At 35.0% G+C, this 25,890-nt stretch carries 27 protein-coding genes; 6 read left to right on the top strand and 21 right to left on the bottom strand.

Annotated features, from left to right (window positions below):
* Positions 1 to 20: 20 nt before the first annotated feature.
* Positions 21 to 2,135, bottom strand: coding sequence for an MMPL family transporter (locus ACVPPR_RS01245; protein ID WP_462304414.1), 2,115 nt, complete (start codon positions 2,133 to 2,135; stop codon positions 21 to 23).
* 157 nt (positions 2,136 to 2,292) lie between these two features.
* On the bottom strand, positions 2,293 to 3,381 hold the full coding sequence (locus ACVPPR_RS01240) for a DUF871 domain-containing protein (protein WP_462304413.1): 1,089 nt from the start codon (positions 3,379 to 3,381) through the stop codon (positions 2,293 to 2,295).
* 335 nt (positions 3,382 to 3,716) lie between these two features.
* Here ACVPPR_RS01240 and ACVPPR_RS01235 point away from each other — a divergent pair, with 335 nt between their 5' ends.
* Positions 3,717 to 4,460: a hypothetical protein gene (locus tag ACVPPR_RS01235; RefSeq protein WP_462304412.1), complete on the top strand. Its 744-nt coding sequence runs from the start codon at positions 3,717 to 3,719 to the stop codon at positions 4,458 to 4,460.
* A gap of 22 nt (positions 4,461 to 4,482) precedes the next feature.
* On the opposite strand, the gene ACVPPR_RS01230 is transcribed toward ACVPPR_RS01235, so the two are convergent.
* From ACVPPR_RS01230 to larA, 12 genes are all read right to left on the bottom strand, one after another.
* Complete coding sequence (locus tag ACVPPR_RS01230) at positions 4,483 to 5,214, bottom strand: hypothetical protein (RefSeq protein ID WP_462304411.1); 732 nt, start codon at positions 5,212 to 5,214, stop codon at positions 4,483 to 4,485.
* Positions 5,214 to 6,110, bottom strand: a complete 897-nt coding sequence (locus ACVPPR_RS01225) for an ATP-binding cassette domain-containing protein (RefSeq protein ID WP_462298143.1) — start codon at positions 6,108 to 6,110, stop codon at positions 5,214 to 5,216. The genes ACVPPR_RS01230 and ACVPPR_RS01225 overlap by 1 nt, the downstream gene beginning before the upstream one ends.
* 233 nt (positions 6,111 to 6,343) lie before the next feature.
* Positions 6,344 to 7,216: an NAD(P)-dependent oxidoreductase gene (locus ACVPPR_RS01220; RefSeq protein ID WP_462298379.1), complete on the bottom strand. Its 873-nt coding sequence runs from the start codon at positions 7,214 to 7,216 to the stop codon at positions 6,344 to 6,346.
* Between the two features lie 107 nt (positions 7,217 to 7,323).
* Positions 7,324 to 7,647 (bottom strand): thioredoxin, encoded by a 324-nt coding sequence (gene trxA / locus ACVPPR_RS01215; protein ID WP_462304410.1) that lies wholly within the window; start codon positions 7,645 to 7,647, stop codon positions 7,324 to 7,326.
* Positions 7,648 to 7,665: 18 nt separating this feature from the next.
* Positions 7,666 to 8,403, bottom strand: a complete 738-nt coding sequence (locus ACVPPR_RS01210) for a TerC family protein (RefSeq protein ID WP_462298140.1) — start codon at positions 8,401 to 8,403, stop codon at positions 7,666 to 7,668.
* A 125-nt stretch (positions 8,404 to 8,528) separates the two neighbouring features.
* On the bottom strand, positions 8,529 to 9,359 hold the full coding sequence (gene larE / locus ACVPPR_RS01205) for an ATP-dependent sacrificial sulfur transferase LarE (RefSeq protein ID WP_462304409.1): 831 nt from the start codon (positions 9,357 to 9,359) through the stop codon (positions 8,529 to 8,531).
* Positions 9,360 to 9,376: 17 nt separating this feature from the next.
* Positions 9,377 to 9,712, bottom strand: coding sequence for a hypothetical protein (locus ACVPPR_RS01200; protein ID WP_462298138.1), 336 nt, complete (start codon positions 9,710 to 9,712; stop codon positions 9,377 to 9,379).
* Between the two features lie 17 nt (positions 9,713 to 9,729).
* Positions 9,730 to 10,443 (bottom strand): MIP/aquaporin family protein, encoded by a 714-nt coding sequence (locus tag ACVPPR_RS01195; protein ID WP_462298136.1) that lies wholly within the window; start codon positions 10,441 to 10,443, stop codon positions 9,730 to 9,732.
* A 2-nt stretch (positions 10,444 to 10,445) separates the two neighbouring features.
* Positions 10,446 to 10,883, bottom strand: a complete 438-nt coding sequence (gene larC2 / locus ACVPPR_RS01190) for a nickel pincer cofactor biosynthesis protein LarC2 (protein ID WP_462298134.1) — start codon at positions 10,881 to 10,883, stop codon at positions 10,446 to 10,448.
* A gap of 35 nt (positions 10,884 to 10,918) precedes the next feature.
* Positions 10,919 to 11,698, bottom strand: coding sequence for a nickel pincer cofactor biosynthesis protein LarC (larC, locus tag ACVPPR_RS01185; protein ID WP_462304408.1), 780 nt, complete (start codon positions 11,696 to 11,698; stop codon positions 10,919 to 10,921).
* A gap of 13 nt (positions 11,699 to 11,711) precedes the next feature.
* A complete protein-coding gene (gene larB / locus ACVPPR_RS01180) occupies positions 11,712 to 12,458 on the bottom strand; it encodes a nickel pincer cofactor biosynthesis protein LarB (RefSeq protein ID WP_462298132.1) in 747 nt (248 codons plus the stop codon).
* Positions 12,459 to 12,470: 12 nt separating this feature from the next.
* Positions 12,471 to 13,745: a nickel-dependent lactate racemase gene (gene larA / locus ACVPPR_RS01175; protein WP_462304781.1), complete on the bottom strand. Its 1,275-nt coding sequence runs from the start codon at positions 13,743 to 13,745 to the stop codon at positions 12,471 to 12,473.
* A gap of 304 nt (positions 13,746 to 14,049) precedes the next feature.
* On the opposite strand from larA, the gene ACVPPR_RS01170 reads away from it, so the two are divergent.
* Genes ACVPPR_RS01170 through ACVPPR_RS01155 form a run of 4 tightly spaced genes read left to right on the top strand, consistent with a single transcriptional unit; the run spans position 14,050 to position 17,259 of the window.
* On the top strand, positions 14,050 to 14,715 hold the full coding sequence (locus ACVPPR_RS01170; RefSeq protein ID WP_462304407.1) for a Crp/Fnr family transcriptional regulator: 666 nt from the start codon (positions 14,050 to 14,052) through the stop codon (positions 14,713 to 14,715).
* Positions 14,716 to 14,729: 14 nt separating this feature from the next.
* A complete protein-coding gene (cbiM, locus tag ACVPPR_RS01165) occupies positions 14,730 to 15,719 on the top strand; it encodes a cobalt transporter CbiM (protein WP_462304406.1) in 990 nt (329 codons plus the stop codon).
* A complete protein-coding gene (locus ACVPPR_RS01160) occupies positions 15,709 to 16,521 on the top strand; it encodes an energy-coupling factor transporter transmembrane component T (RefSeq protein ID WP_462304405.1) in 813 nt (270 codons plus the stop codon). Before cbiM ends, ACVPPR_RS01160 begins: the two co-directional genes overlap by 11 nt.
* A 12-nt stretch (positions 16,522 to 16,533) precedes the next feature.
* The gene (locus ACVPPR_RS01155) at positions 16,534 to 17,259 is read left to right on the top strand and encodes an energy-coupling factor ABC transporter ATP-binding protein (RefSeq protein WP_462304404.1); all 726 of its coding nucleotides are present in this window, start codon (positions 16,534 to 16,536) and stop codon (positions 17,257 to 17,259) included.
* 50 nt (positions 17,260 to 17,309) lie between these two features.
* On the opposite strand, the gene ACVPPR_RS01150 is transcribed toward ACVPPR_RS01155, so the two are convergent.
* Positions 17,310 to 17,675: a winged helix-turn-helix transcriptional regulator gene (locus ACVPPR_RS01150; protein WP_462304403.1), complete on the bottom strand. Its 366-nt coding sequence runs from the start codon at positions 17,673 to 17,675 to the stop codon at positions 17,310 to 17,312.
* Positions 17,676 to 17,806: 131 nt separating this feature from the next.
* Between ACVPPR_RS01150 and ACVPPR_RS01145 the strand changes: the two genes are divergently transcribed.
* Positions 17,807 to 18,988, top strand: a complete 1,182-nt coding sequence (locus tag ACVPPR_RS01145) for an MFS transporter (RefSeq protein WP_462304402.1) — start codon at positions 17,807 to 17,809, stop codon at positions 18,986 to 18,988.
* 49 nt (positions 18,989 to 19,037) lie between these two features.
* Here the strand turns inward: ACVPPR_RS01145 and nhaC are convergent, their stop codons facing one another.
* The 6 genes from nhaC to ACVPPR_RS01115 form a co-directional block, all read right to left on the bottom strand.
* Entirely contained in the window at positions 19,038 to 20,408 is a 1,371-nt protein-coding gene (nhaC, locus tag ACVPPR_RS01140) for a Na+/H+ antiporter NhaC (RefSeq protein ID WP_462304401.1), read from the bottom strand.
* Between the two features lie 399 nt (positions 20,409 to 20,807).
* Positions 20,808 to 22,424 carry a SulP family inorganic anion transporter gene (locus ACVPPR_RS01135; RefSeq protein WP_462304400.1) on the bottom strand — a complete coding sequence of 539 codons (1,617 nt, stop codon included), beginning with the start codon at positions 22,422 to 22,424 and terminating at the stop codon, positions 20,808 to 20,810.
* A gap of 129 nt (positions 22,425 to 22,553) precedes the next feature.
* Entirely contained in the window at positions 22,554 to 23,000 is a 447-nt protein-coding gene (locus ACVPPR_RS01130; protein WP_462298117.1) for a universal stress protein, read from the bottom strand.
* A gap of 18 nt (positions 23,001 to 23,018) precedes the next feature.
* Positions 23,019 to 24,395: an Nramp family divalent metal transporter gene (locus tag ACVPPR_RS01125; protein WP_462298115.1), complete on the bottom strand. Its 1,377-nt coding sequence runs from the start codon at positions 24,393 to 24,395 to the stop codon at positions 23,019 to 23,021.
* 213 nt (positions 24,396 to 24,608) lie between these two features.
* The gene (locus tag ACVPPR_RS01120) at positions 24,609 to 25,256 is read right to left on the bottom strand and encodes a metal-dependent transcriptional regulator (RefSeq protein WP_462298374.1); all 648 of its coding nucleotides are present in this window, start codon (positions 25,254 to 25,256) and stop codon (positions 24,609 to 24,611) included.
* A 119-nt stretch (positions 25,257 to 25,375) separates the two neighbouring features.
* Positions 25,376 to 25,795 (bottom strand): MFS transporter, encoded by a 420-nt coding sequence (locus tag ACVPPR_RS01115; protein WP_462304399.1) that lies wholly within the window; start codon positions 25,793 to 25,795, stop codon positions 25,376 to 25,378.
* Between the last annotated feature and the right edge of the window lie 95 nt (positions 25,796 to 25,890).

Genomic DNA, 25,890 nt, shown 5'->3' with positions numbered 1-25,890 from the left:
TATAGCCATCTTATCATTAATTATTCTAGTTTCATATTTGGTAGGATTTTATCTAACCATTTAGGAAAGTACCAATTTGCTTTTCCAAATAAAATAATCATTGATGGTACTAAAATCATTCTAACAATAAAGGCATCAAAGAAAATCCCAAATGAGAGTGCTAACCCAATCGACTTCACTGTTGAATCACCAGCAAACACAAATCCCATGAATACAGCAGTCATGATTAAGGCTGCGGCAAATACCGCTTTACCATTAGTCCGAAGTGCTTCAATAACGGCAGTTTTAGTATCATGCGTTTGATCATATACTTCTCTTATTCGACTGACCAAAAAGACCTCATAATCCATGGCTAAACCAAATAAAATTCCAATTAAAATAACTGGCGCAAAATTAAGGACTGGCATTTTAACACTCAAACCAATCAACCCCATACCATGACCCTGCTGTGTTACAAACACTAGTGCTCCTAACGTCGCTAATAGTGATAAAATAAACCCACCAACTGCAACGAATGGAATAAGTAAAGAACGAAAAATTGTCATCAATAATAAGAATGCAAATACAACAATAATAATAGCAAACTTAGGTAAGGCTTTCATCAACATATCCGACATATCGATATTAATAGCCGTTGATCCTGTCACCAACATTTTGGGCATGCCCTGTTTCTCTGATTGAGATCGAATCTGATAAACTAAATTTTTAGTTTTAACATTATTACCATCATCTTTAGGTGTGACCGCAATCATATAATAGTGACCACTTTTACCATTACCTGTTACAGCTGGTGTTTCACTAACAACATTTTTGTCACTCTTTAGTTTTGCAGTTGCCTTAGCTACTTGGTCTGTATTTTTAGTTTCAATTAACACCACTAATGTAGCAGAATTTCCTTTACCATATCCTTCAGTCATCAAATCATAGGCACGTCGCTCTGTAAAATGGCTACTTTTAACTGAATCATTTGGTAATCCTAAATTTATTTGACTAAAAGGGATTGCTGCACCAATTAATCCTATAACTACCATTAATGATAGTAATATACTGTGCTTAGCAACAAAATTTCCATAACCTTTATCCCGATTCCATTTGCTTAATACACCGAATAATCGATTACGCTTCTCACCTGTTCCATATTTACCCATTAATACTAAAGTTGCTGGAATAAATGTCAGCGCAGTGAACATTGCCGTCAATACTGACAGCGCCCCACAAATTCCCATAATTGTTAAAAATTCAATACCTAACGTACTCATCGCCAGTAACGCAACCATGACAGTAACTCCCGCAAAAATAACGGATTTTCCAGCAATTGTTAATGCTCTCCGTAGCGCTAACTGTCGGGTATGACCTGATTTTAATTCTTCACGATAACGAGAAATGATAAACAACCCATAATCAATTCCCACAGCAAGCCCAACCATACCGCTTAATGATAAATCTGCTGAACTAATTGTAATGAAGTTTGACATAATTACCGTACCCAAAATACTAAGTCCAAGTCCTAATATTGCTGATATAATGGGCATCCCAGCAACTAATAAAGAAGCAAAAGTAATAGCAAGTACAATAACAGCACAAATTAGCCCGTACATCTCTGATTTTTCACCTGTATCCATTGCATTTATCGTTAAATCACCACTAAGTTCAGTTTGAATACCTGCTGAACGAGTGACATTAGTCGCTTTAACTAAGCGATTAATAGACGCTTGTTTAACAGACTCTTTTTTTTGCTTATAAATAACAGTCAAATAACCATATTTAGCCTTTTTGACCAAATTTTGTTGTTGCTTTGGTGTTACAATTACTTTAACATTTTTATCTTCACTTACTTTTTTAGCAAGGCGTGTGATTGCTACGTCTTGTTTAGCATCGGTTAACTTCCCCGATTTTGCTTTTAAAACTATTTTTTCTGTTGCTCCAGTTGGTGCCGTATCACTAAAATCGGTCGTGACAATATTTAATGCTTTTTGCGCTTCAGTTCCGTTTATTTCCAGACTATTCCCTGAAAAACTAGCCCCCTGAGTTGCCGCCACACCACCTACAATCCCTAATATAGCTAAAACAAGTACAATCGTTATTACCGCATGTCGATATATAAAATCACTTAATTTATCTAACCCTTTTGTCAAAATAATATTTCCTCCTCTTTAATTGCATGAGTTTATTCTAACAAGGCTTAGCCTTTAAGATAATGGACCATTGGGAAGATTTTTAGTTCCCTTTAGGGAAAATCAACCCAAAATAAAAAGCCCTTGCTCCACAAGGACTTTAATTACATAACTCTTATTAAGCTTGACTCAATTTAAACTGACTCCATGGTTTTAAGAAATCGAGTAAGAATAATTCATCATCCGTAATGCGGCCAACAACATTCACCCGACCATCATTTTTCATTTCTTTTAAGGCAATTTGTGTTTCACCTTTATATTGTCCATAACCCTCGTTATCGATTAAAACATCCCCACGCTTAATTTGTTTCGTGTTATGTGCAGGGAACGCTTTATCTTTATAAATAACCCGTGTCATCGTTGAACGTAACAGATAATCTGAGCGATCACCACGGTAACTGTGCATACTATCGAGTAAAACTTTCTTTTCAAGATCAGTTACATCGTCAACTGTTTCAATCTTAAGGGTTGGATAATTGGCATTAAATGCTTCCGCAGCAGCTTTTAATTCAGTTTCTGAAGCATACGCGTTAGCGATAATCACATCGTCAATTAAATCCGTCATCAACATGTGTTTAACTTGTGTGGCAATCTCTAAATGACGATGATCTTCCAATGTGCATAACCCATCTGCCGTTGGCCAAGGACCGAAAGTTGCTGAGTTAGCATTCACAAAGGCTGCCGTATTTAAATTATATTTTCGGAACTTCTCACTACAAGCAACAAAAAAGTTATACGCCAATCCTGTGTATTCATGTGGATAAAAATTGTGTGATCCTAATAAATTTTCTCTTTTTGGTGAATAACTCATAATGTTATCCACATAATTAGTCCCAGAACTCATATTAATTTCAATTTTTAAATTATATGGATTGCGAGTCATTGCGGCTTCTTCTGCCCCAGTAAATCCTAAATCTAATCGAACACCGTATGCCCCCATGTCATCAAAGAATTTTAAATCTTGATAACTAATATTTAATTGTTCAAACAAATCAGGATTAATATCAACCATGACTTCCATGCCCAGTTGATTTGCGTAATCAACAGTCTTTTTAAATTCAGCTAATACCTTATCTTTACCATCAGTCACTTGTAGTAAACTCGTAAAAACTCTCTTATACCCATATTTACTAGCTAAATCTAAATACGCTGCATCGTCCTTAAAGTTTGATCGTTCTGGATAAATTGAAACGCCTAATTTTCCCATCGTTATTCCTCCTAAATATTATTAAGGTCTATACCAATAGTATAAAGGTTATTTTTCTTATTTGAAAGCGTATTCTATGATTTATTTTGATTATTTTTAAAGAATTCCTTAATATTAAGGTTATTTTAAGGTTCGTGTTGTATAGTGAACTTATCCCAAAACAACATAAATAACTAACCTTTATACTTTTTCATTTCTCCTCCAAAGTAATGAAAGAGAGAGCTAATTTATTAGCTCTACAACTTACTCCCTAGAGACTGCCTTCCCAGCAGTCTCTTTTTTTGTTTTTATTTTTTAAAGGTGTGCTAAAATATAAATCACAAAGGAGTCAAAATATGACAATACTCACTACTTTACTACAATTAATTGGCCTCAGTGTGGGGCCTCTTCTTGTGGCCGCCTTTTTACTAACTGCTGTGAATCGTAATACAAAAAAACAGTTATCCTTAAACCAACAATTATATTTGGGTTCTATTGGCATTATCATCCATGAAGCTAGTCACGCCATAATGGCTTTTATTTTTCGATTCCATATCACTCAAATTAAATTAATTAAACGACCTCATCCAGAGATGGGCGATAACTCACTTGGATTCGTCAGCTATAATTCACCCCAAAATTTAAGAGGTAAAATTGGTACGGCAATGGCTGGAATTGCCCCTATTATTGGCTGTTCAGCCGTAATCATTGGCCTTTTTGCCTTACTTTTACCCCAATCTTTTAATCTATTATCCACAATGCTACTAAACAAAACATTCAATACACAATCATTTTTTAATTTATTCACATCATTATTTCAAAATTGGGCATTAAACTTCATCGTGTGGCTGTTGATCACAACGTCCATCACAGTTGGTGGGTTCGACTTAAGCTCAGCTGACAGACAAGGATTTGGTCTTGGATTTAGTTTACTGGCATTTTTAGCTATTATTATTTATTATCTGTTTGCCCTATTTAACCAACAAACGCTACTAATGACCTTATTAACTAATCTCGCTTTACGCACTAGTTTGATTACTATTTTGATGCTCTTTTTATTACTAATTACAAATTTAGTGGTTAAATTATTTAACCATTAAAATACAGTTTAACTGACTATAATCACTGCGCCTTTTTAATTAATTTCACCCAAATGACACCCATAAATGGCATAAGTGTCACAAAAAATGAGATTAAAAATTTCATTAAATCAATGTCTATCACTGTATGCTTAATTAATTTTGAATTAATTTGATATAAATAATACCCAGGAAAAGCACTCTGAACATTAGTAATTAAGTGAACAAACCACCCACTACTAAACGTGTAAAATGGCACTATTAATAGTGCCACAATGGCCATTAGCGGAAACCCACCCGCATCTAAAGCAACAGAATCCATCGTTAATCCAAGAGCAAATCCAATGGCACTAAAATAAATTCCTAAGATACTTAATAAACCTATTAGTTCAAACAAGGTAATGTTAATTATAATAGCCCCTAAAATGGATCCAATAATACTAATAATTAAACTGATTATCACGTTAATAATGAGTTGAATCAGCAATTGATCAAACATAAAATTCCAGATAGAATAATGTGATGTTTTACTTTTAAGTAAGTAATATCGTTTACTACCGTTAATTTTTTTGCTAAAGGTTACGATAGAGTTCCCCATAATTCCAAATAAACAAGCAATTAAAAAGAATCCTTGTTTTTCTGCTTCTGGCATTATTGTAGAATTATCTTTAGCCAAATTAATCATAAATAAATACCAAAGAGAAGGAATCACAATGGTGAAAAATAAAAATCGTTTATTACGCATGACTTGTTTAAGTTGAATGAATATAGCCATTATGCTCGTCCTTTCTCATCGTTAAAGTGACGGTACCATTGTTCAATGGTTTGATTGTGTCCATGAATTTTAGTAACAGAAACATCCTGATCAATTTTTCCATTTTTAAGTAACAAAACTCGTGAAAAGTATTTATCAATTTGGTTAAAATCGTGTGTAATCGTGATGACACTTCCATTAACATGATCTAAATGTTGCCAAAAAAAATCAATCGATTGCAAATCCATCCCAACTGTTGGTTCATCTAAAATTAATAACTTAGAGGGCCTTAACAAACTAAGCATTAACGCTAAACGGCGCTTTTGACCACCAGATAATTTTCTAACAAAAGTATTCATAACATCTTGTAGTTGAAATTTTTCAAGCATCTGACTTACGAATTCTTTAGAATAGACTTGATCAATTAATGAAGCCAGTTGAACATGCTCAATGACTTTTAAATCACCTAACAGGACATTTTCCTGGGACATAATATTTAAATCATTTTTATTATCAATTAAACTTTCAAGGTGCCCGCTATCAGCTTTTTCTTCGCCATAGATAATTTTTACTAGTGTCGATTTCCCTGAACCATTACTCCCTAAAAGCGCAATTCTATCTTTTTCGTAAACTGTTAAATCGATTCCATTTAACACAGGTTTGTCAAAGGCTTTTTTTAAGGCACTTATTTTTAATAAAGCTTCTTTAGAATTATTTTTCCCTAAAAGTAATGCATCTAAACTAACGCCTAAAATTTCTGATAAACTAATTAACTTATCAATTCCAGGTTCAGCTTGTCCATTCTCCCACTTTGAAATTGATTGACGAGAAACGTATAATTTTCGGGCTAAATCTTGCTGAGATAATTGTTTTTCTCTTCTCAATGCTATTAATTGATCTAAAAAAATATTTTTCATTTTTTAACTTCCTCCTTAAATTAATTATTAGTGATACTTAGAACTATGTAAATAGATACGCCAGCTAATTATAGATGACAAGCACGCAACTTACCGTTGCAGTGCTGTTATATGTACGTTTCAAGGGGGTATTTCAACTAAAAAAGCTGATTATATTTCTGTGTTTTTTAACAACCAGAAATATAATCAACTTTCAATACTTACTTATTTTTCAATGTCTTCATTTAACTTTTCTATTTCCACCATAATTTTACTAACGCTTGTGTCCCATCGTTACCTAAGTTGTCTTCATCAACTAATTTTTCATATAAAATTTTAGCTTCTTTTGTTGCAGGTAAATTAACATTCATTTTTTCTGCCTCATCCAACGCAATACGTAAATCTTTTAGGAAATGTTTTGCGAAAAATCCTGGCGTATAATCCTCTTTTAAAATACGTGGTGCGTAATTAGCAAGGCTCCAGTTAGCAGCACTACCACCGCCAACCGTTTTAACAATACTTTCTAAATTTAAATTGGCTGCTTTTGCGTAAACCAACAATTCAGTCATTCCGGTCATTGTTCCAGCAATCATAATTTGATTAGCCATTTTAGCATGCTGACCTGAACCATAGGCACCGAAAAGAGCAATTGTTGTGCCCATTTTTTCAAAAATAGGTTTAACTTGTTCATAAATGTCACTCGTTCCACCAACCATAATTGTTAATTTTGCATTTTTAGCCCCAATATCACCACCAGAAACAGGAGCGTCCAATGCAAATAACTCATGACTCTCCGCGTAATCACCAATTTTTTTAGCTAACGTAGGTGTACTTGTTGTCATATCAACAACGATTGTCCCCTTTTTAGCTCCAGCAAAAATACCATTTTCTTCAAAATAAATAGCTTGAACATCAGCCGGAAAACCAACCATTGAAAAGACAATATCACTTTTTTCTGCCACTGCTTGAGGAGAATCAGCCCAAATAGCACCTTGGCTAACTAAAGTATCTGTTTTTGATTTTGTTCGATTAAACACCGTCACAGAATAATCTGCTTTCAATAAATTACTAACAATCGCGGCACCCATGACGCCGGTTCCAACAAATCCAATTTTTTTCATAATAATCTCCTCTTTAATCGTTTCCTCTATTATGCCACTTACCCTAGAAATCGCCCACCATTTCGACTAAAAAAGGTAACCATCACATCTACTGATAGTTACCTTACGCGTCGCTATTTATTTTGTGCCACTTTTTCACTTAAATATTTTGAAAATTCACTTTTATCATGATACCCAACTACTTTTTCAATTGCTTTACCATCTTTGAAAAGTAAGAAACTAGGAATACTCATAACATCGTATTCTAATGCCGTTTCTTTATTCTCATCAATGTTCAATTTTACGAATTGCATATCAGCTTTGAATTCTTGCTCTAATTCATCAATGACAGGCTCCATCATTAAACAAGGGCCACACCAAGGAGCCCATAAATCAACAATTGTTAATCCTGAATTCGTATGTTCTGCCAACGTTTTATCTGTTACTTTCGTGACCATGTTGTCACCTTCATTTCATTATTTTTTATTCTGAATATTGTACATATGAATCAATGTTGTCACTATAATTGCGCCAAAGACAATTCCAGCAAAAAGAATAGATGAAATTTCAATACCAATCTGTGGTATTGAAACAAATAATTTCACCGCAATCAACGCGATTAATAAATAGGCCATTGATTCTAGTTCTGGCACAATCTTCATTAATTTCATAATCAATGTTGCAATGCCACGCATCGCTAAAATACCAAACATTCCACCAATCAAAACGACAACTGGATTCGTTGAAATAGCTAATGAAGCTAAAACTGAATCGATTGAAAAGACAATATCCATCATTTCAATTGAAATAACAACCGACCAGAACAAGGAAAAGGGCCCTTTACGTCCATTCCCTTTTTTCTCTGATTTAGGTTTTGGTGTCTTAACTTTTGAGAAAAAGTAATGGGCTGATAAATAGATTAGATACCCAGCTCCAATCACTTTGATTTCCCAAAAATCAATTAAAAATGTTCCAATTCCTATAATGATAAAACGAAAAATATAAGCGCCCCATAATCCATAAAACAAGGCTTTTTCTTGGTCTTTTTTTTGCGGTAATTTTTGTGTTTGTGCGGCCAATACGATGGCATTATCTACTGATAATAAACATTCGATTACGGCTAATGACAGGATAATCATCCAATCACTACTAGATTCAACTACTGTTTTCCAATTATTGAGGTCAAAAAATGGTCCATATAAGTTTGTTAACATTTAATTCTCATACTTTCTTTTAATAAGTTTTATGAACAACTGTAGAAAGTAATTATACAGCAATTCAACATTTATGCAAAAAAAGGAGCGACAGCTAATTAGCTACCACTCCTTTCACTTAATTATTAAGCATACATTTTCAATTGTTTGTCAGAAAGAACTTGGTTCATACGTCCACTCTTGAATCCTTTAAGATCCATCGTGACATATTTAAATCCTAAATCAGTTAATTTAGCATTTACGTCTTCATTCAAAGCAAGTAACCCATTTAATTGTTCTGCAGGTACTTCAACACGAGCAACATCCCCGTGGAAACGAACTCGAACAGTTGTGAAACCTAAACCGCGAAGATAATGTTCAGAATCCATCACTAATTTGATATTATCTAACGTTAATTTAGTATTGTATGGAAAACGTGATGATACTGAACATGAGGCAACTTTGTTCCAGTTGTTTAAGTTCAACTTTTGAGCTAACTCACGCACGTCTGTCTTGTAAAGATCAGCATCTTGCAAGATGCTCTTAGCGTTAGCTTCATCTCTAGCTCTTAAACCAGGTCTAAAATCATTATTATCATCCATGATCATACCATCTAAAACAGCATCATACCCTTTTTCTAAAGCAATCTTATTCAAGGCATCATAAAACATTTTTTTAGAATAGTACCAACTATCTGGTGTGTTATTGCTAATATGAACATCTGATAAATAGTTCAATTCAGTCCCATAAACAATTGCGCCCATTGCTTCAGCAAGTACGATTGCTTTATCGTATTCTTCATTTGTGAAAAGTTCTGAATTGGCAATAACCGCCAAAACATTTTCTTTACCAAGTGTCTTCAAAGCCATTTTTAAAACTAAAGTACTATCAATACCACCTGAAAAGGCAACAATCACCTTATTCATTTTTTTTAAGTTAGTTACGATTGCTTGTTCTTTTTCATCAATAGTTGTCATTATCATTTCTTCTTCCATTATTTTATTTGTGCAGATAATTCAGTTAATTGCTTGTATTGTTCTTTTAGTACGTCATCAGATGTCCATTTAACACTATCAATATTGTTAATAAAGGCATCATTTAATTTGTTTGTACATTGACAAACCATTTCATTAATTGATTCATAGCGTTCTTTTAAATCATCTGATAATGAAACATAAATATTTTGAATTAACGTAAATTCTGAGTAGCTTTCTTCTAATAAGGCCAATTTAGTCCCTGTTAAAGAGGTTGAAAAAATAGCATGATTATATAAATGCAATAATCTTTCGAATGAATCTTTGTATAAACTCATTTGCATATCAGTTTTCATTTTTCACTTATCCCTTACTAAATATTAAAGTATGAATGCATAAATAACGCTGCAACCACACCACCACAGATTGATCCTAAGCCGGGTGCAACAAGTGCATATTTCCAGTCACTAGTTGCTTTATTTTTGAATGGAATAACAGCATGTGCTAATCTTGGACCCCAATCACGAGCAATATTCATTGCGAACCCAGTAGTACCACCAAGTCCCATACCAACAGCCCATGTTAAGATACCAACACCAATTGGAACAACGCCTGCTGATTTCGTTTCAGAAATTGCTAAAATTGAACTAATAAAAATAAATGTTGCCACGAATTCAGCAAAAAAGTTACGTGGTAAATTTCTAATTTCTGGTGCTGTACTGAAAATATTACGAATAGCCGTTGGGCTAACTTCGCCTTCAGATGCTTTAAATTGATCTTTATACATGACGTAAACAAGTAATGATCCACACATACCACCTAAAACTTCAGCTACTGAGAGTGGAATGAATTGCATCCAAGGTACATTGCCTAAAATACATTGTGCCAAAACCATTGCTGGATTTAATGACACATTACCAAATACGAATAAAGCAACGGTAATCCCAAATCCCCATGTTGTAACAACAAAAATATCACCTGAACCACGATATTTTGATCCTTTTAAGACGTTATTACAGAAAACTCCTGTCCCGAACACACACATTAAGCCTGTAGCTAAAAATTCCGATATCATTTGATGCAACATATTTAAATTACCTCTTTTTTATTTTTTTGCCACTCATTTGAAACCAATTGATAAACCTCTGATAATGATAAATCATTATCGTTTGCAATCTTTTCACAATCATCATATTCAGGGCTATATTTTTCAATTTCTTCATAAGTCGCTATTTTTATTCCAACAACCCCATATTCTGTTTTTACAGAATCAAAGTGTCTTTTCATGATTGTTCGATTGAACGTTTGGTAGCGAACGCCCAATGTACTTGTATATTTTAAAAATAATTTAGTCATTTTTTCTTGGTCTAACGGGTGACACAACGCAGTTACTTTATAAGCTGGACGATTTTTTTTCATTTGAATGGGTGTAAAAAAGGCATCATAACTGCCTTCAGCCATCAATTTTTTCATTAAATAACCCAACTGTTCACCGGTTTGGTCATCAATGTTGGCCTCAATACTCATAACAGAATCATTATTTTGATCGATAATTTGTGAACTTAGTTTTTTTTTTCGAGTAATAAGACACGTAATGCGTTGAATCCGCCTGTTTCTCTTTTACCAAATCCATAACCCACTTTTTCAACCATTAATTCACTTGGTATTTCACTAAATTCCGATACAATATTTTTCACAATACCCATACCAGTTGGTGTAATCAATTCTGTATGAATTGATGCATCCTGCTTGATTGGAATCTGGCTGCCCACTCGCATTTGCATCACAGCCGGAACCGGAACTGGCATCCTGCCATGAGCAACATCAATAAACCCACTTCCATCAGTTAAAGGAGACGAAATAACCTGATCAACGCCTAATAAATCTAATGCAACAAAACAACCAATAATATCAACAATTGAATCTAATGCGCCAACCTCGTGAAAATGAATTTCAGAAATTTCGACATGATGCACAACCGCTTCTGCTTTTGCAATTTCAGTAAAAACATCACTGGCTTGCTCTTTAATTGACTCTTTTAACTCACTATCTTGAATAATTTTTAAAATATCAGCTAAATGTCTCACGTCATGATCGTGATGATGATGTTCATGGTCTTCAATGAAGCCATGATCTTTTTCACCGTGATGCATATGAACATCAAAACTAGTTCCAAAAATACTACTTTTTGAAATTTTTTCATTTTCCAACTCATAACCTGCTACGTTAATCTTGGCTAATTGTTGTTTAAACGTTTCAAAATCAATCCCTAAATCAAGTAAAGCGCCAATGAACATATCGCCACTAATCCCTGAAAAAGCATCTAAATATAATGTATGCATAGTGTATTCCTTTCTATAAATGATTCATCATGCTGGCTGAATACCCTGCACCAAAGCCATTATCGATATTAACGACAGTAATACCCGATGCACAGCTATTCAACATTGTTAACAACGGCGTAACGCCGCCAAAGCTAGTCCCATAACCAACACTTGTTGGCACAGCAATTAACGGTGCATCAATTAAACCGCCCACGACACTAGCTAAAGCGCCCTCCATACCAGCGATAACAATCACGACTTTTGCGCCTTGAATGACATCAAGCCGTTTGAATAACCGACCAATCCCTGCAACGCCAACGTCATACACGCGTTCAACTTTGTTACCATATGTTTCGGCGGTAACAGCTGCTTCTTCCGCAACATTCATATCTGACGTACCTGCAGTTACAATTGCCACATAACTTTCAGTTGTTGGCATTTCATGATTTGTAACGGTCACACATCTTGCTTTTTCAAAATAAATCGCATTTTTCTCAGATTGTTTGATGATGTCAAATTTTTCTTTTGAAATACGCGTTCCTAAAATATTCAATTTATTTTGTGCCATGACTTGCATGATGCCAATGATTTGTTCTGCTGTTTTACCCTCGCCATAAATGACTTCTGGATACCCATTTCGCTTCTCACGAGATAAGTCGACCTTAGCAAAATCAAGCTCTTCAAACCCGGAATTGTTAATTGTATCCATAGCATCTGCAACGTCAGCTTTACCAGATGCAACTGACATTAATAACTCTTTCAAATTGTTTTGTTCCATTTTTATTTTCCTTTATTTAACGATAACGCCTAAACCATCAGGGATAACGGCAACTTTAGCATCTGCGCCTTCAATTGCGTAAGCCATTGCTAGGGCTTCGTCGATTGTCTTAGCCAACTTCATATGCATATCTGAAATTAACTTTGGATCAACCAAATCAGAGACAAAAATCACATCATGATTAACTAAGATTCTTGCCAAAATTTGTGACGTCCATTGATCAGGAACTGTTTCAGATTTTGGTGTATTAATCGCCTTATCTAAAAATTCTTTAGGATCATCACAATCAGCAATATTATGGTAGAAACCTTCACCACCATGACCATCACGAGAACCCGCAACCATGATAATAATGCTGTGTTCTTTATTTGTGGCTTCAGCAGATGTCATCCCTTTAACCGCTTGGTAGATATTTTGATCTAATGGATAACCCCCATTAGTTGAGATTGTAATATCACTTTCAACCTTAGGGACTTCTGATAAGCGTTTAACAAAGGCACAACCCTCTGCATGTGCTTCTTCCAAATCACCTGCGAAAGAACCGATAATTTTTTTATTTTCATCTAAAACGACATTAATAATAAATTGTAAGTTAGCCGTTTTTGCAGCATAGACCATATCTTTATGAATAGGATTATGACTAATATTCCCAGTTCTTGCTTTAGGAGAATTAATAAAAGGTCCTGAATGATTAGCTAGAATTGTTTTATATGAAGCAACACCAGGTAATACAGATTTACGTCCACCTGAGAATCCAGCAAAGAAATGCGATTCAATGAAGCCTTCTGATAAAAGTAAATCAGCTTCTACAGCCACTTTGTTCACAATGCATTCACCACCTGAAGGTAATGTCCCAATTTTTGCCATTGAGCTATCATCTTCAGAATCATGAATCACGATTTCTTCATTTGCGACAATTTCTTCACCATATTTATCAACAAGTTCTTCATGCGTTGAAGCACGATGGAATCCGGTTGCAACTAAGATACGAATTCTAGCATCTGGTGCAACTGACCGAATTCTTCTTAATAAGATAGGTGTAATAATTTTTGAAGGGACTGGACGAGTGTGATCTGAACTAATGATGACAATATTTTTCTTACCTTTTGCCAACTCTTCTAGCTTAGGACCACCAATTGGGTTGTCTAATGAGGCCTCAACTGTCTCCTCCTCAGATAATTCGTTATGATATGTTGCAGCTTCTGAAACTAATTTCCCGGCAAAATTTTTGTCTGCAATGTTCACAGTAATCATCTTTTTGTCATATGGTAATTTAATTGATACCATTTTATGTGTCATTTCCTTTCTCTATGCTTGCTTTTATAACATTTGAATTATATCGTGGGTCACCAATATAAACTTTCTCTTTTGACGTTCTTATTTTGTCCCCCTATTTATTGTTAACATTTGTATCCTTTAAATCAGTCATTTTTTGTTATCCTTTGGCTCTATACTGTTGCTATGCAATTAGTCATGTATCGTTGTCAACAAATGTGTACAATCAAGATATATTATTTTCCCTTTTGATTACCTTTCCATGTACTAATTAGTATTGTCGCTTGTAAACAAATATAAAATTAAGGTGGCCCTTATGGTATTAACTGATATTGAATTTCTAATGAACTACTTGGAAGAAAAAAACGTGCCTACCATTACCAAGAAAAGACATAATTATTTAACTTATAACGGATTAGAAGAACGCTACACTTACATATTAAAAGAAGGCATCATCAAAAATAGTATTATTCTACAAGATGGTCACGAATTTAACTTATCGTATATCGCTAAGCCAGATGTTATTTCCTTATTACGTGATGAAGTTTCAAAGTTCACTTCTTCTCCATTTAATGTGCGGATTGAATCAAAAGAAGCAACTTTTTATAGAATTGATCGTGTCACTTTTTGGGAATACGTTAATTCGACGATTGAATTACAAAACTATGTAAAAAACTATTATCGAAAAAAACTCTCAGAAAATATTTATCGCTCACAACGGATGATTATGAATGGGAAAAAAGGGGCCATCTGCGCGTTTGTTTATAGTTTAATTGATCTCTTTGGTAAACAAATTAGTAATGGTATTTTAATCGATTTTGATATTACTAATGAAGACATCGCAAACTTTTGTGGGATTTCCTCCAGAAGTAGTGTGAATCGAATCCTAATGGAATTAGAAAATGAACAAGTGATTTCAAAAATCAAACGGAAAATTGTCATCACTGATATCAGCTACTTGCTAGATTTCATCGCCAATTAATAAAGGAGTTTCTTATGCATATTCCAGATAATTACCTTAGTCCCCAAACCTGCATCACCATGTTTGTCGCCATGACTCCTGTCTGGGCGGTATCCATCTCAAAAGTTAAAAGCCAAATTAAAGAAAAAAAAGAAACAGTCCCGTTACTCGGAATTGCTTCTTCTCTTTCTTTTTTAATTATGATGTTCAATTTACCCGTACCAGGTGGCACGACGGCTCATGCAGTTGGCGGAACCTTATTAGCCATCCTATTAGGGCCGTGGGCTGCTTGCTTGTCCATTACCGTTGCCTTACTCTTACAAGCACTTCTGTTTGGCGACGGTGGTATTTTAGCCTTTGGTGCAAATGCCTTTAACATGGCCTTCATCATGCCATTCTTTGGCTACATCATTTATTTATTTTTTAAACATTTCAAACATGATCGGATTGGAGCCTTTATCGGGGCTTACTTTGGCATCAATTTAGCTGCCTTAATCGTGGGTATCGAGTTAGGCATCCAACCACTACTCTTTCATGATCAAAGTGGTAATCCTTTGTACTCGCCTTACCCACTCTCAATTTCAGTTCCCGCAATGACCTCAACCCATTTGCTCATTATTGGTTGGGTTGAAGCTATTTTTACCGTTTTGGTTTTCTCTTTTGTAAAGAAAGCCTCTCCCAATTCAATTTATTTAGCTGATAATCACCAAAAATCAAATACAAAAAAATTATTAACTCGTTTTTATCTTTTAATTGGTGGCTTAGTAGTCCTATCTCCACTGGGGTTACTCGCTTCAGGAACAGCTTGGGGCGAATGGAGTGCATCCGATATTTTACCAACGTTAACGAAAAATGGTCTGAAAGCTCACATGCCTACAGGGATGGCACATGGTCTTAATTTCAAACCATTGCTGCAAGATTACTCACTATTTGGTGTCTCATTACCGATTGGTTATATTTTTTCAGCTTTCTCAGCTGTTATTATTTTTATTATCTTATTTAAGCTGGTGACACATGAAAAATAAAAAACATCTTGATGTGCCAGATTGGCTAACATCATCCGAAAATTATTCACCCATAAAACAACAAAATACCTTTTTACAAAAAAATAGAGGTCGTCTACTGCATTTATTAAGTCTTTTTGCTGATAACAAAGAAACAACGTCTCAACCACTGCCACATCAAAATTCATTTATTCAACTTTTGACGACGTTTATCTTAATTTTGCTCATTTCTCTTTCACGAAATTTGTCGTTTATTTGGCTTATTTATCTGTATCAATTTTTTTTAATTGCCCTATTACCAAAAACCGTTCTGTTAAAAATACTAAAACGACTTCCGGTAAACCTATTTTTCGTACTTTTATTTATCCTACCCAGTCTTTTTTTAACAAATGAATCGACTGTCTTTTTTTTCATCATCAAAACATTATTAATTTTGACGATAGTCTCTTATTTTATCAATACGAATACTTTTTTCGATATTATTATGGCTCTAAAAAAATATCATTTTCCAGATATTCTTATCTTCATCATTGATATCACCATTAAATATTTAAAAGTCTTATCAGAGTCACTCTATTCAATGACTGCAGCGATGGAATTACGATCAGTGGGTACAAATAAACACCAATACCAATCCTTATCAAACTTGTTTGGTAATCTGTATCTTAAAACAAAAAGTATGGCCTTAGATATGTATAGTGCCATGGAATCACGTGGATTTACTGGTGATTACCATTTTCCTCGTACAAAACAAGGCGTTCACTTTACTGACATTCTACAGACTTGTCTCACACTCTTTTTTATCGCACTCTTTTTAAATTAGGAGGTTCCTATTATGTTTTCATTTTCAAATATAAGTTATGGTTATACAGATAAATTGAGCTTGGCTAATATTGATTTAGTTATCGAAGAAAATGAATTTGTCTGTCTTTTGGGGCCTAACGGTTCTGGAAAATCCACTCTATTCAAATTAATGAATGGATTGATTTATCCAAGTAAAGGCCAGTATACGTTTAACAATCAACAAATTAATGCTCACTTTTTCAAAAATGCGACTAATGCTAAAAAGTTCCACCAACAAATTGGCTTTGTTTTTCAAAATAGTGACGTTCAACTATTCAATACAACGGTTTATGATGAAATTGCTTTTGGACCTAGACAAATGGGTCTTTCTGAAGCAGAAGTCGCTAACCGCGTGGCTGATTGTCTCAGCTTACTAAATATTAAAGCATTAGAAAACCGCGTTCCCTATCATCTCTCGGGTGGTGAAAAAAAATTAGTTGCCATCGCTAGTGTGCTATCTTTAAATCCGGATGTGCTCATTTTAGATGAGCCGCTCACAGGCCTAACAGCACAAGCTCAAACAACTATTATTTCAATTATTCAAGAATTACACAACGTCGGTAAAACAATTATCCTGTCGACACATAATTTCAATCAAATTAAAGCTTATGCAACACGATTTGTTGAATTCTCAGAAAATCATACTATTATCTTAGATGAATCGGCTCCAACTGTCTTAGACAATGCTAATTTAACAGCGCATTTCGCTTTACTTTAAAAACTAGAAAAGGATGTATCCACTATTAATGGATACATCCTTTTTGGTAGCTATGAAACTTTATCTCTATTCATCAAAACAATATTAGCATCATCTGCATTTAACCGATCAACATGATTCTCACCCCAAATACACAATTGACTCAATATAAGGCTCAAAGATTCACCATATTCAGTCAACTGATAGTCGACTTTTGGTGGCACTTGTTCATAAATATGTCTTGAAATAATCCCGTCTGCTTCTAATTCACGTAATTGTTGCGTCAGCATTTTCTGCGTTATCTTAGGAATCGCACGCTTTAATTCATTCGTTCTTCTTTTTCCACCACGTAAATGACACAAAATAATTGTTTTCCATTTACCACCAATAACTTCTAAAGTAGCTTCAACGCCAATATTATATGTTTTATTTTCCATATTTCACCCTCCATGGGTACTAAAAAGTACCTATGGCACTTTTTAGTACGTTCTTGTCATTTTATTCCGTACACGTATAATCATAAATTGTAGCATTATTCGAATAGAAATCAAGGAGGCGTTACAAACTTATGGCAAAAACAAAAATATCCCCATCTTTAACTCTTTTAGCATTAGCTATCAGTGCTTTCGCAATTGGCTCAACAGAATTTATTAGTGTCGGATTGATTCCCTTACTGGTCAATGATTTTGGTATCTCATTAAGTCAAGCCGGACTCAGCGTTTCATTATATGCATTCGGTGTCACAATCGGTGCACCCGTTCTAACTATTTTGACTGGCCAATTTGACCGAAAACACTTGCTTTTAAGTATTATGGGCTTATTCATTGTCGGTAACTTAATTGCAGCATTTGCACCAACTTTTCCAATCTTATTGGTCGGTCGAATTGTTTCTGCGCTAGCTCATGGTATCTTCATGACCATTGCATCTGTTATCGCTGCTGATGTTGTTGAACCCTCAAAACGTGCCAGTGCTATCTCAGTCATGTTCACTGGTTTAACCGTCGCAACCGTAACCGGTGTCCCATTAGGAACCTTTATTGGGCAACATACGAGTTGGCATGGCTCATTTATTTTTATTAGTATTATTGGCTTAATCGGCTTGTTTGCTAACTTCTTCCTTGTCCCTGATGGGTTACCTATCCCCGGGAAATCTGATGCAAAAGGCTTTATCCGCGTCCTGAAAAATAAATATTTATTAATCACATTATTATTAACAGCCTTAGGTTATGGCGGAACGTTTGTTGTTTATACCTATATCACACCACTTTTAGAAACATCAATGGGTTACAGTGAAAGTGCTGTGGTTATCATCTTAATTGCATATGGATTAATGGTTGCCATCGGCAATACGATTGGCGGACGCTTAGCAAATCATAATCCCCTTCAAGCTCTATTAAAAATGTTTATTGGGCTTGCTATCACGATGTTCATTCTTTTCTTTACCGCCAAATTAACCATTTTAGGCTTACTAACGGTTATGGCATTAGGTTTGTTCGCTTTCATGAACGTCCCTGGCTTACAGCTTTATATTGTACAATTAGCTGAAAAATATACCCCTAAAGATATTACGTTAGCCTCTTCACTCAATATTTCTGCATTCAATATTGGGATCACATTAGGCTCTTTAATTGGTGGACAAGTTGTTGCCCATCTCGGCTTAAATACAACACCACTTTTTGGAACAATCATGGTTTTAATCGCAATCTTTATGACTATTTACCTAATTAACTTAAATAAAACTGAAAAATAAATAACAAATGGGTCATAACGAAGCGAACATTCGTTATGACCCATTTTTGTTACCTTTGCTTTTCACGTAATCCAATTCCCGTCCAACCACTAATAATTGAAAAGACTGGAGATAATAAACTAAAGAATGCGAATGGTAAGTAATCTAACGTTGAAACACCCAGTGTACTTGCCGCAAATGCACCAGCCACACCCCAAGGAATCAAGTAATTAATCACTGTACCACCATCTTCAAGCGCACGGCTCAAGGCTAAGTTATCCAATTTAGAAGCGTCAAATGCAGGTTTAAAGGCTTTACCTGGTAGGATAACGGATAAGTATTGTTCCCCAACAAATAAATTAACTCCGATTCCCGCAAAGATAGTCGCTGTAATTAATTTACCTGATGAATTCAATCGCTTAACTAAGGGTTCCATGACAACTTGAATGATATTAAAATTCATCAATAAACCACCTAATGTTAAGGTTAAGATAATCAACGAAACAGTTCCCATCATACTCGCTATACCGCCTCGTGTTAACAACATATCTACATTAGCATCTCCCGTTTTGGAAATGAACCCTGATTGAATTAACGTTGCGATACTTTGTAAACTCGTCTGAGGCTTTTGAATAAATAACATCACCAGTGATACACCAATATTGATAAATAACGTTGGAATAGCTGGAATTTTTAACCACGCACAGACAAACATCAAGATGATTGGTAAAGCAGCCCAAGCTGTAATTGAAAAATGGCTAGATAATACTGAGATTGTCCGATTAATTTTATCCATATTAACTTCTAAAGAACTACTTCCAAGTATAATGTATAAAATTAAAGAGCCTACAAAAGCCGGTATTGTTGTCCACATCATATTTTTAATATGTTTAAATAAATCTGCTTCTCCAATGGCTGCTGCTAAATTAGTCGAATCTGATAAAGGTGACATTTTATCACCAAAAATAGCACCTGAAATAATGGCACCTGCAACTAAGGCTGGGTTGACGCCCATTGTCATCCCCATACCAAACAGTGCAATCCCAACCGTTGAGATTAAAGTAAAGGCGCTCCCAATAGATACGCCGATAATGGCACAGACAATAAAAACAGAAGGGACAAAAAATTTAACACTGATTAAATGAAAGCCCCAAATCATTAAGGTTGGAATAATCCCTGCTGCAATCCAAGTTGCAATCAACGAACCAATCAAAATAAAAATAAAAATTGGAATTAAACCCGTACTCATCCCATCTTTGATCCCTGAATGAATCTCATCCCATGAAAAATGACGCATCCTAGCCCATAAAATTAACAGGCCAATCACTAACATCACCGGTGTTTGTGGTGACAAGCCAAACTTGATCACACTGAATCCCATAATAATTAACATGATACTTAACACACTTGCTGCCTCTGTAAACGATAATTTTTTTTCCATTAGTAAACACTCCTATTTTTTAGTTAGTTTTCGTATTTATCCTGAAAAATTTGATATCGAACCTTGCTCCAATTTATAGTTTGCATTTTATAGCGACTCCTTTTCTGAACAAAAAAAGTCCCTGATACAATATTAAATATTGTATCAGGGACGACTCTAGCCGTGGTACCACCCAGTTTAATTGAGAACACAAATTCTCACTCACTAGATGATAACGGTTCTAGATATTTATCCGATGTTTAAATAACGTTAACGTATTTGGTTCATTTATCCTGATTGGTTCGCATCACCCACCAACTTTCTGACTCCCAGATAAACAACTACTTTTGTGTTAACTTTTATTTATTAAGTTGAATGAATCTTAACATGCTTAAATATTCTTGTCAATTAATGCCCTACTTATAGGATTTCTTTTAAGACACGATCCACTGAGAAATAGAACGCATCTTCACCAGCTGACGCTTTAAAACCTGAACGTTCAAACATTCTCATCACATTTGGTTGAACGGAAGAAAAAATAACGGTATGATTTTTTGCTTGAGCATCACTGTAGAAAGCTTGGATAACGGCCATTGCCGTATTATCGATTGATGGCACTCCACGCAATGAAAAAATAACCAAGTCTCGCTCATGAAGAGGTTGTAACGCTTTATCTAAGCGGTCAGCAGACATAAAAAATAATGGCCCAGTAATATAAACAACGGCCCAATCAGCTTTTAATCTATCCTGCGTCGTTTCAACTTTACTCAAGTCAACATCTTCAACAACAACATCTAAAATAGAACTTTTAGCCACGAAAATAATAATACCAACTAAAACGCCTGCCATAATAGCTGTGCTCAGATCAAAGACAACCGTACTTATTAATGTTAAGAAAAATAAAATTAAAGCACTTTTAAATTTATTCTTGAAAAGGTACTTAATAGCTTGCCACTCATTCATACGCCATGAAGTCACAACAAGAACCCCTGCCAAAGCAGCTAAAGGAATCTGTGCCATAATTGGCGCCAATAAAAGCATTGAAACTAACAATGCAAGTGCATGGAAAACACCCGTTAATCGTGTTTGTGCACCCGACTTAATTGCCACACTTGTTCTGGCAATCGCCGCTGTTGCTGGAATTCCTCCAAAAAATGGCAGGATTATATTACCAATACCTTGGGCAATTAGTTCTTGATTACTATCTAGTGTTTTGCCAGTCATTCGTCCAGCAGAAGCGCCACATAATAAACTCTCTATCATTCCTAATAAAGCAATACTTGCACCAGGAATGATTAAATTTTTAACAGTCTGAAGCGTCAACGAATCGAGATGTAATCTATTGTGACTAATCACACTCGTTGGTATTTGACCGACTGTTGCGACATCTAATTTAAATACCATTGTCATCGCCGTCGTAACCACAATTGCAATCAACGATGCCGGCACCACTTGATTCCATTTTTTAGGAAAAATAAAAAGTGCAATCACAACTAAAACAGCCATCAAAGTTGTCGCCAACTTAGGTTGAAATCCAAGACTGGCATAACTTCCAATCTTTTCAATTAAACTACTCCCACTTGAATGCGTGCCAAAAAAATTATCTAACTGGCCAAAAGCAATAATAATTGAAATTCCTGATGTAAAACCTGTAATAACAGGGGCTGGAATAAACGTCGTTAACACACCCAATTTAAATATACCGGCTAATAATAAAATAACGCCGGCTATCAAAGTCGCTATGAAGACTCCTTTTAATCCATATTGTGCAATCACACCCATTAATACAGCAGCCATAGCACCGGTTGGCCCTGATATTTGATAGTACGCGCCTGATAAAGTACTTATCAAAACACCCGCCACAATTGCCGTAATTAAACCCGCAGCCGCCGTCGCCCCACTTGATACACCAAAGGCTAAGGCTAACGGAATGGCAACTGCCGCAACCGTCAATCCTGCCATTAAATCTTTCGCTAATTTAGCGACATTGTACCCTTTAAATTCATCTCTTAGTATTGCGATATAGTTTGAAATCATTCATCATACTCCTATTTATGTCATACTTAAAAGCATAACATAAATCTTATGTGTAAATAAACAAGTAAACGTTTTCCATATAAAAAAGGTTAAATCTTTATTAGATTTAACCTTTTAGTATCATTTATTTTAACGTACAACCATCACTGAAACAGGGGCATTTTTGGCAATATATGCTGCTTGACTGCCTAAATACTTACCAATTCCCTTAGTCACAGAAGAACCGACAACGACTAAATCAGGTTTAACATCTGGAATCACATCTTTAACAATTGTTTCACCAGGTTCACCCTCAGCAAGAACGATGTGGACTTCCTTAACACCTGCATCTAGTGCGCTTTGTTTATATTCTTGAAGTTGTTTTTCAACTTTCATTCGTTTTTCAATTAACGTATCTTTTGTCAGAATTTGAAAAACATTTAAATCATCTGACTCCAAAACAGTCACAATATGCAGCAGCGAATCATCATCTAAAGCATGACTAACCGCGTTTAAGAAAGCTAATTGTGCATCGGCTGAATTATCAACCCCTACAAGAATGTTCTTATGTTTTGGTAATTCAAAACTTTTTTTCATGTGAGTTCACTCCCTATTTTATAAAACGTCTGTGAAAAATTGAACGATTAAATTGAAAACTAATTGAATATTCAAAACAGTTAGCCCAATTGCAGCAGTCCACCCAATAATTGATACCCAGAGAGGGTTAACAAATCGTTCACCCATGTATTTTTTTGAAGATGTGAACCAAATTAAAGGAATCATGGTAAATGGTAAGGCAACTGATAAAAATACTTGAGAATAAACCAGTAAGTTATCCAAAACACCTTCAGTGCCACCCCAGATAATGGCTGCAATCATAACGGGTATGACTGCGATTATCCGTGTCACTAAACGACGTGCCCATAATGGAATTTTCAAGTGAATGAACCCTTCCATTATGATTTGCCCAGTCAAAGTTCCGGTAATTGTTGCATTTTGACCTGAAGCTAACAAGGCAACAGCGAACAAGGTTGAGAGCATTGGAGATGCAATCCCCTTAGCAATCGTATTATCACTCAATGCCCGGTATAAATCACCGAAAGCTTGAAGTTGTTCTGCATGTCCAAAGAACAAGGCAGCTCCCAAGATTAAAAGTAAACTGTTAACAATCGTTGCACCAAATAATTGAATATTTGAATCCCAAGTTGTGAAACGAACCACTTTTGCAACTTCTTCTTGATTGTCTGAATCATATTGACGTGTTTGTGAAATTGATGAATGGAGGTACAAGTTATGCGGCATAACCGTTGCACCAATAATTCCTAAAGCCAATGTTAATTGGTCATGATTCATAACAATTGACGCTCTTGGAAGGATTCCACCCATAATACCTGATAAACTTGGGTTTGATAAAGCAACCAAGTAAAGAAAAATAACTAAGATTGATGCAATCAAGGTTGCAACTATCGCTTCAATTGTTCTAAAGCCTAATTTTGTTAATAATAGTAGTAAGAAAACATCTAAAATTGTAATCATAACGCCGACTGTTAAAGGAATTCCGAACAGTAATTGTAAGGCAATCGCCCCACCAATTACTTCAGCGATATCTGTTGCCATAATTGCTAATTCTGTCATGATCCATAAAAGAAATCCGACTGGTTTATTTGTGTGCTCACGTATTGCTTGTGCTAAATCCATTCTTGTTACAATTCCCAACTTAGCAGCCATATATTGCATTAGCATGGCGATAAGCCCAGAAAAAACAACAACTGATAGTAGTAAGTAACGGTATTGTGCCCCACCGACAATTGATGTAATCCAGTTACCTGGATCCATATAACCAACGGCAACTAATGCACCTGGTCCACTAAATGCCCATAAGGTTCGTAAAAAACCGGCACTTTTTGGTACTTCTACTGATCCATTTACTTCTTCTAAACTAGCACTCTTTGTTGTGGTAGCCATTTCTGGTGCTTGCGTTTCTTTCGACATTTTTAACCACTCCTTTGAATTCTTTTCTTTCCCAATTTCTTATTATACATTGCAAACAAAAAGTTTAGTTTAACTTTAATCTTGTTTTTGAATTACTAAATATTTCTAAGTTAATCAAAAAGGTGGCGATATCTGTTTGATACCACCACCCTTAACTCTTTATCTACGTTAACTTTCCTGTAATTAAACGATTCATATTTCAGTCAGAAAGACCTATTTTACAAAAATATAATGCGCGGCTTTGTAACTAATATTTCTAACTTCACCCGTATTTTCTAATTTAATTTCAACAGGTCCTTCAAAAGGTGCATGAGAAACAACCGTTAATTTATCGCCGATATGTAATTCCAAATCATCCAAGTAAGTTAACAAATCATGATTATCAATAAAACGTTCAATGATAACCTTGGTTCCATCTTCAACTGCCTCCAAAACCAAGTGACTGTCTTCCTCATAGTTACCTTCCTTATCAGGAATGACACCACCATGGGGACAATGTGTTGGATAACCCAAGAATTCATTTAAATGATCAAGCAAATATTCACTTGTCACATGTTCAAGTAATTCTGACTCGCCATCAACATCTTGTAATTTGTAGTTTAACTTATCAACTAAAAAACATTCCCATAACCGATGCTTACGCACTAAGTCTTCCGCTAATAATATCCCAGGCTTGGTTAACGAAATCCCTGCATATGGCGTATGTTCAACCAATTCTTCTTTAACGAGTTTGTTGACCATTTCTGTAACTGATCCGGCCGCAATGTTCAGACTAAGCGCAATCTGTTTGTTTGATATTTTCTTTTGCGTACCGCCTAATTCAAAAATAATTTTTAAATAATCTTCCTTCATAGGTGTCATATTCGAGCTTTCATTTTTTGTCATTAGTTAATCAATTCACTTCCATTTTCTTAATAATGAATTCATTATATCAGAACGACGGTCGAATTGTAACTTATTTTTTAGGAACGCCTAATTTTTCATTTTAAAACACCTAAACGTAAAATTTTGGAGTACATTCCCTTTGTTACGTGAATAACCCATAAGAGATTAATGGTAACCAGAATGACTGTTGAAATGAAAACACCACCATAATCAAAAATACCAGATATAGTTGATCCTATCATTGGTCCTACTACGGAACCAAGCGATTGAAAGGATTGATTATAACTAAAGACCCTTCCAGTCAATTCACTAGGTGTATTCTTAGCTATCAATGTTTGGACAGCTGGAAACATTGCAGCATTAGCCAATCCAATTAAAAATCGCAATCCGCCAAGCTGCCAAATATTTGTCACTAATGCCATTGGTACAAAAAAGAAAATAGTACTAATCGTGAAGGGATTCCACAGAATTGAAGTAAAAATTAAACAAACAATTATCAAAAATAACTGTCGCACTAAGACAAATCATTAAAAAATACCTATGGCTTCTAAAATTTACGCAAAAAAATAAACCTGTTATCAAATAACAGATTTTTTCTTCTTTTACTACG

Source organism: Dellaglioa sp. L3N (assembly GCF_054941095.1).
Note: the sequence above shows the minus strand (reverse complement) of the source record. Positions and strands in the feature narration are given on the sequence as shown.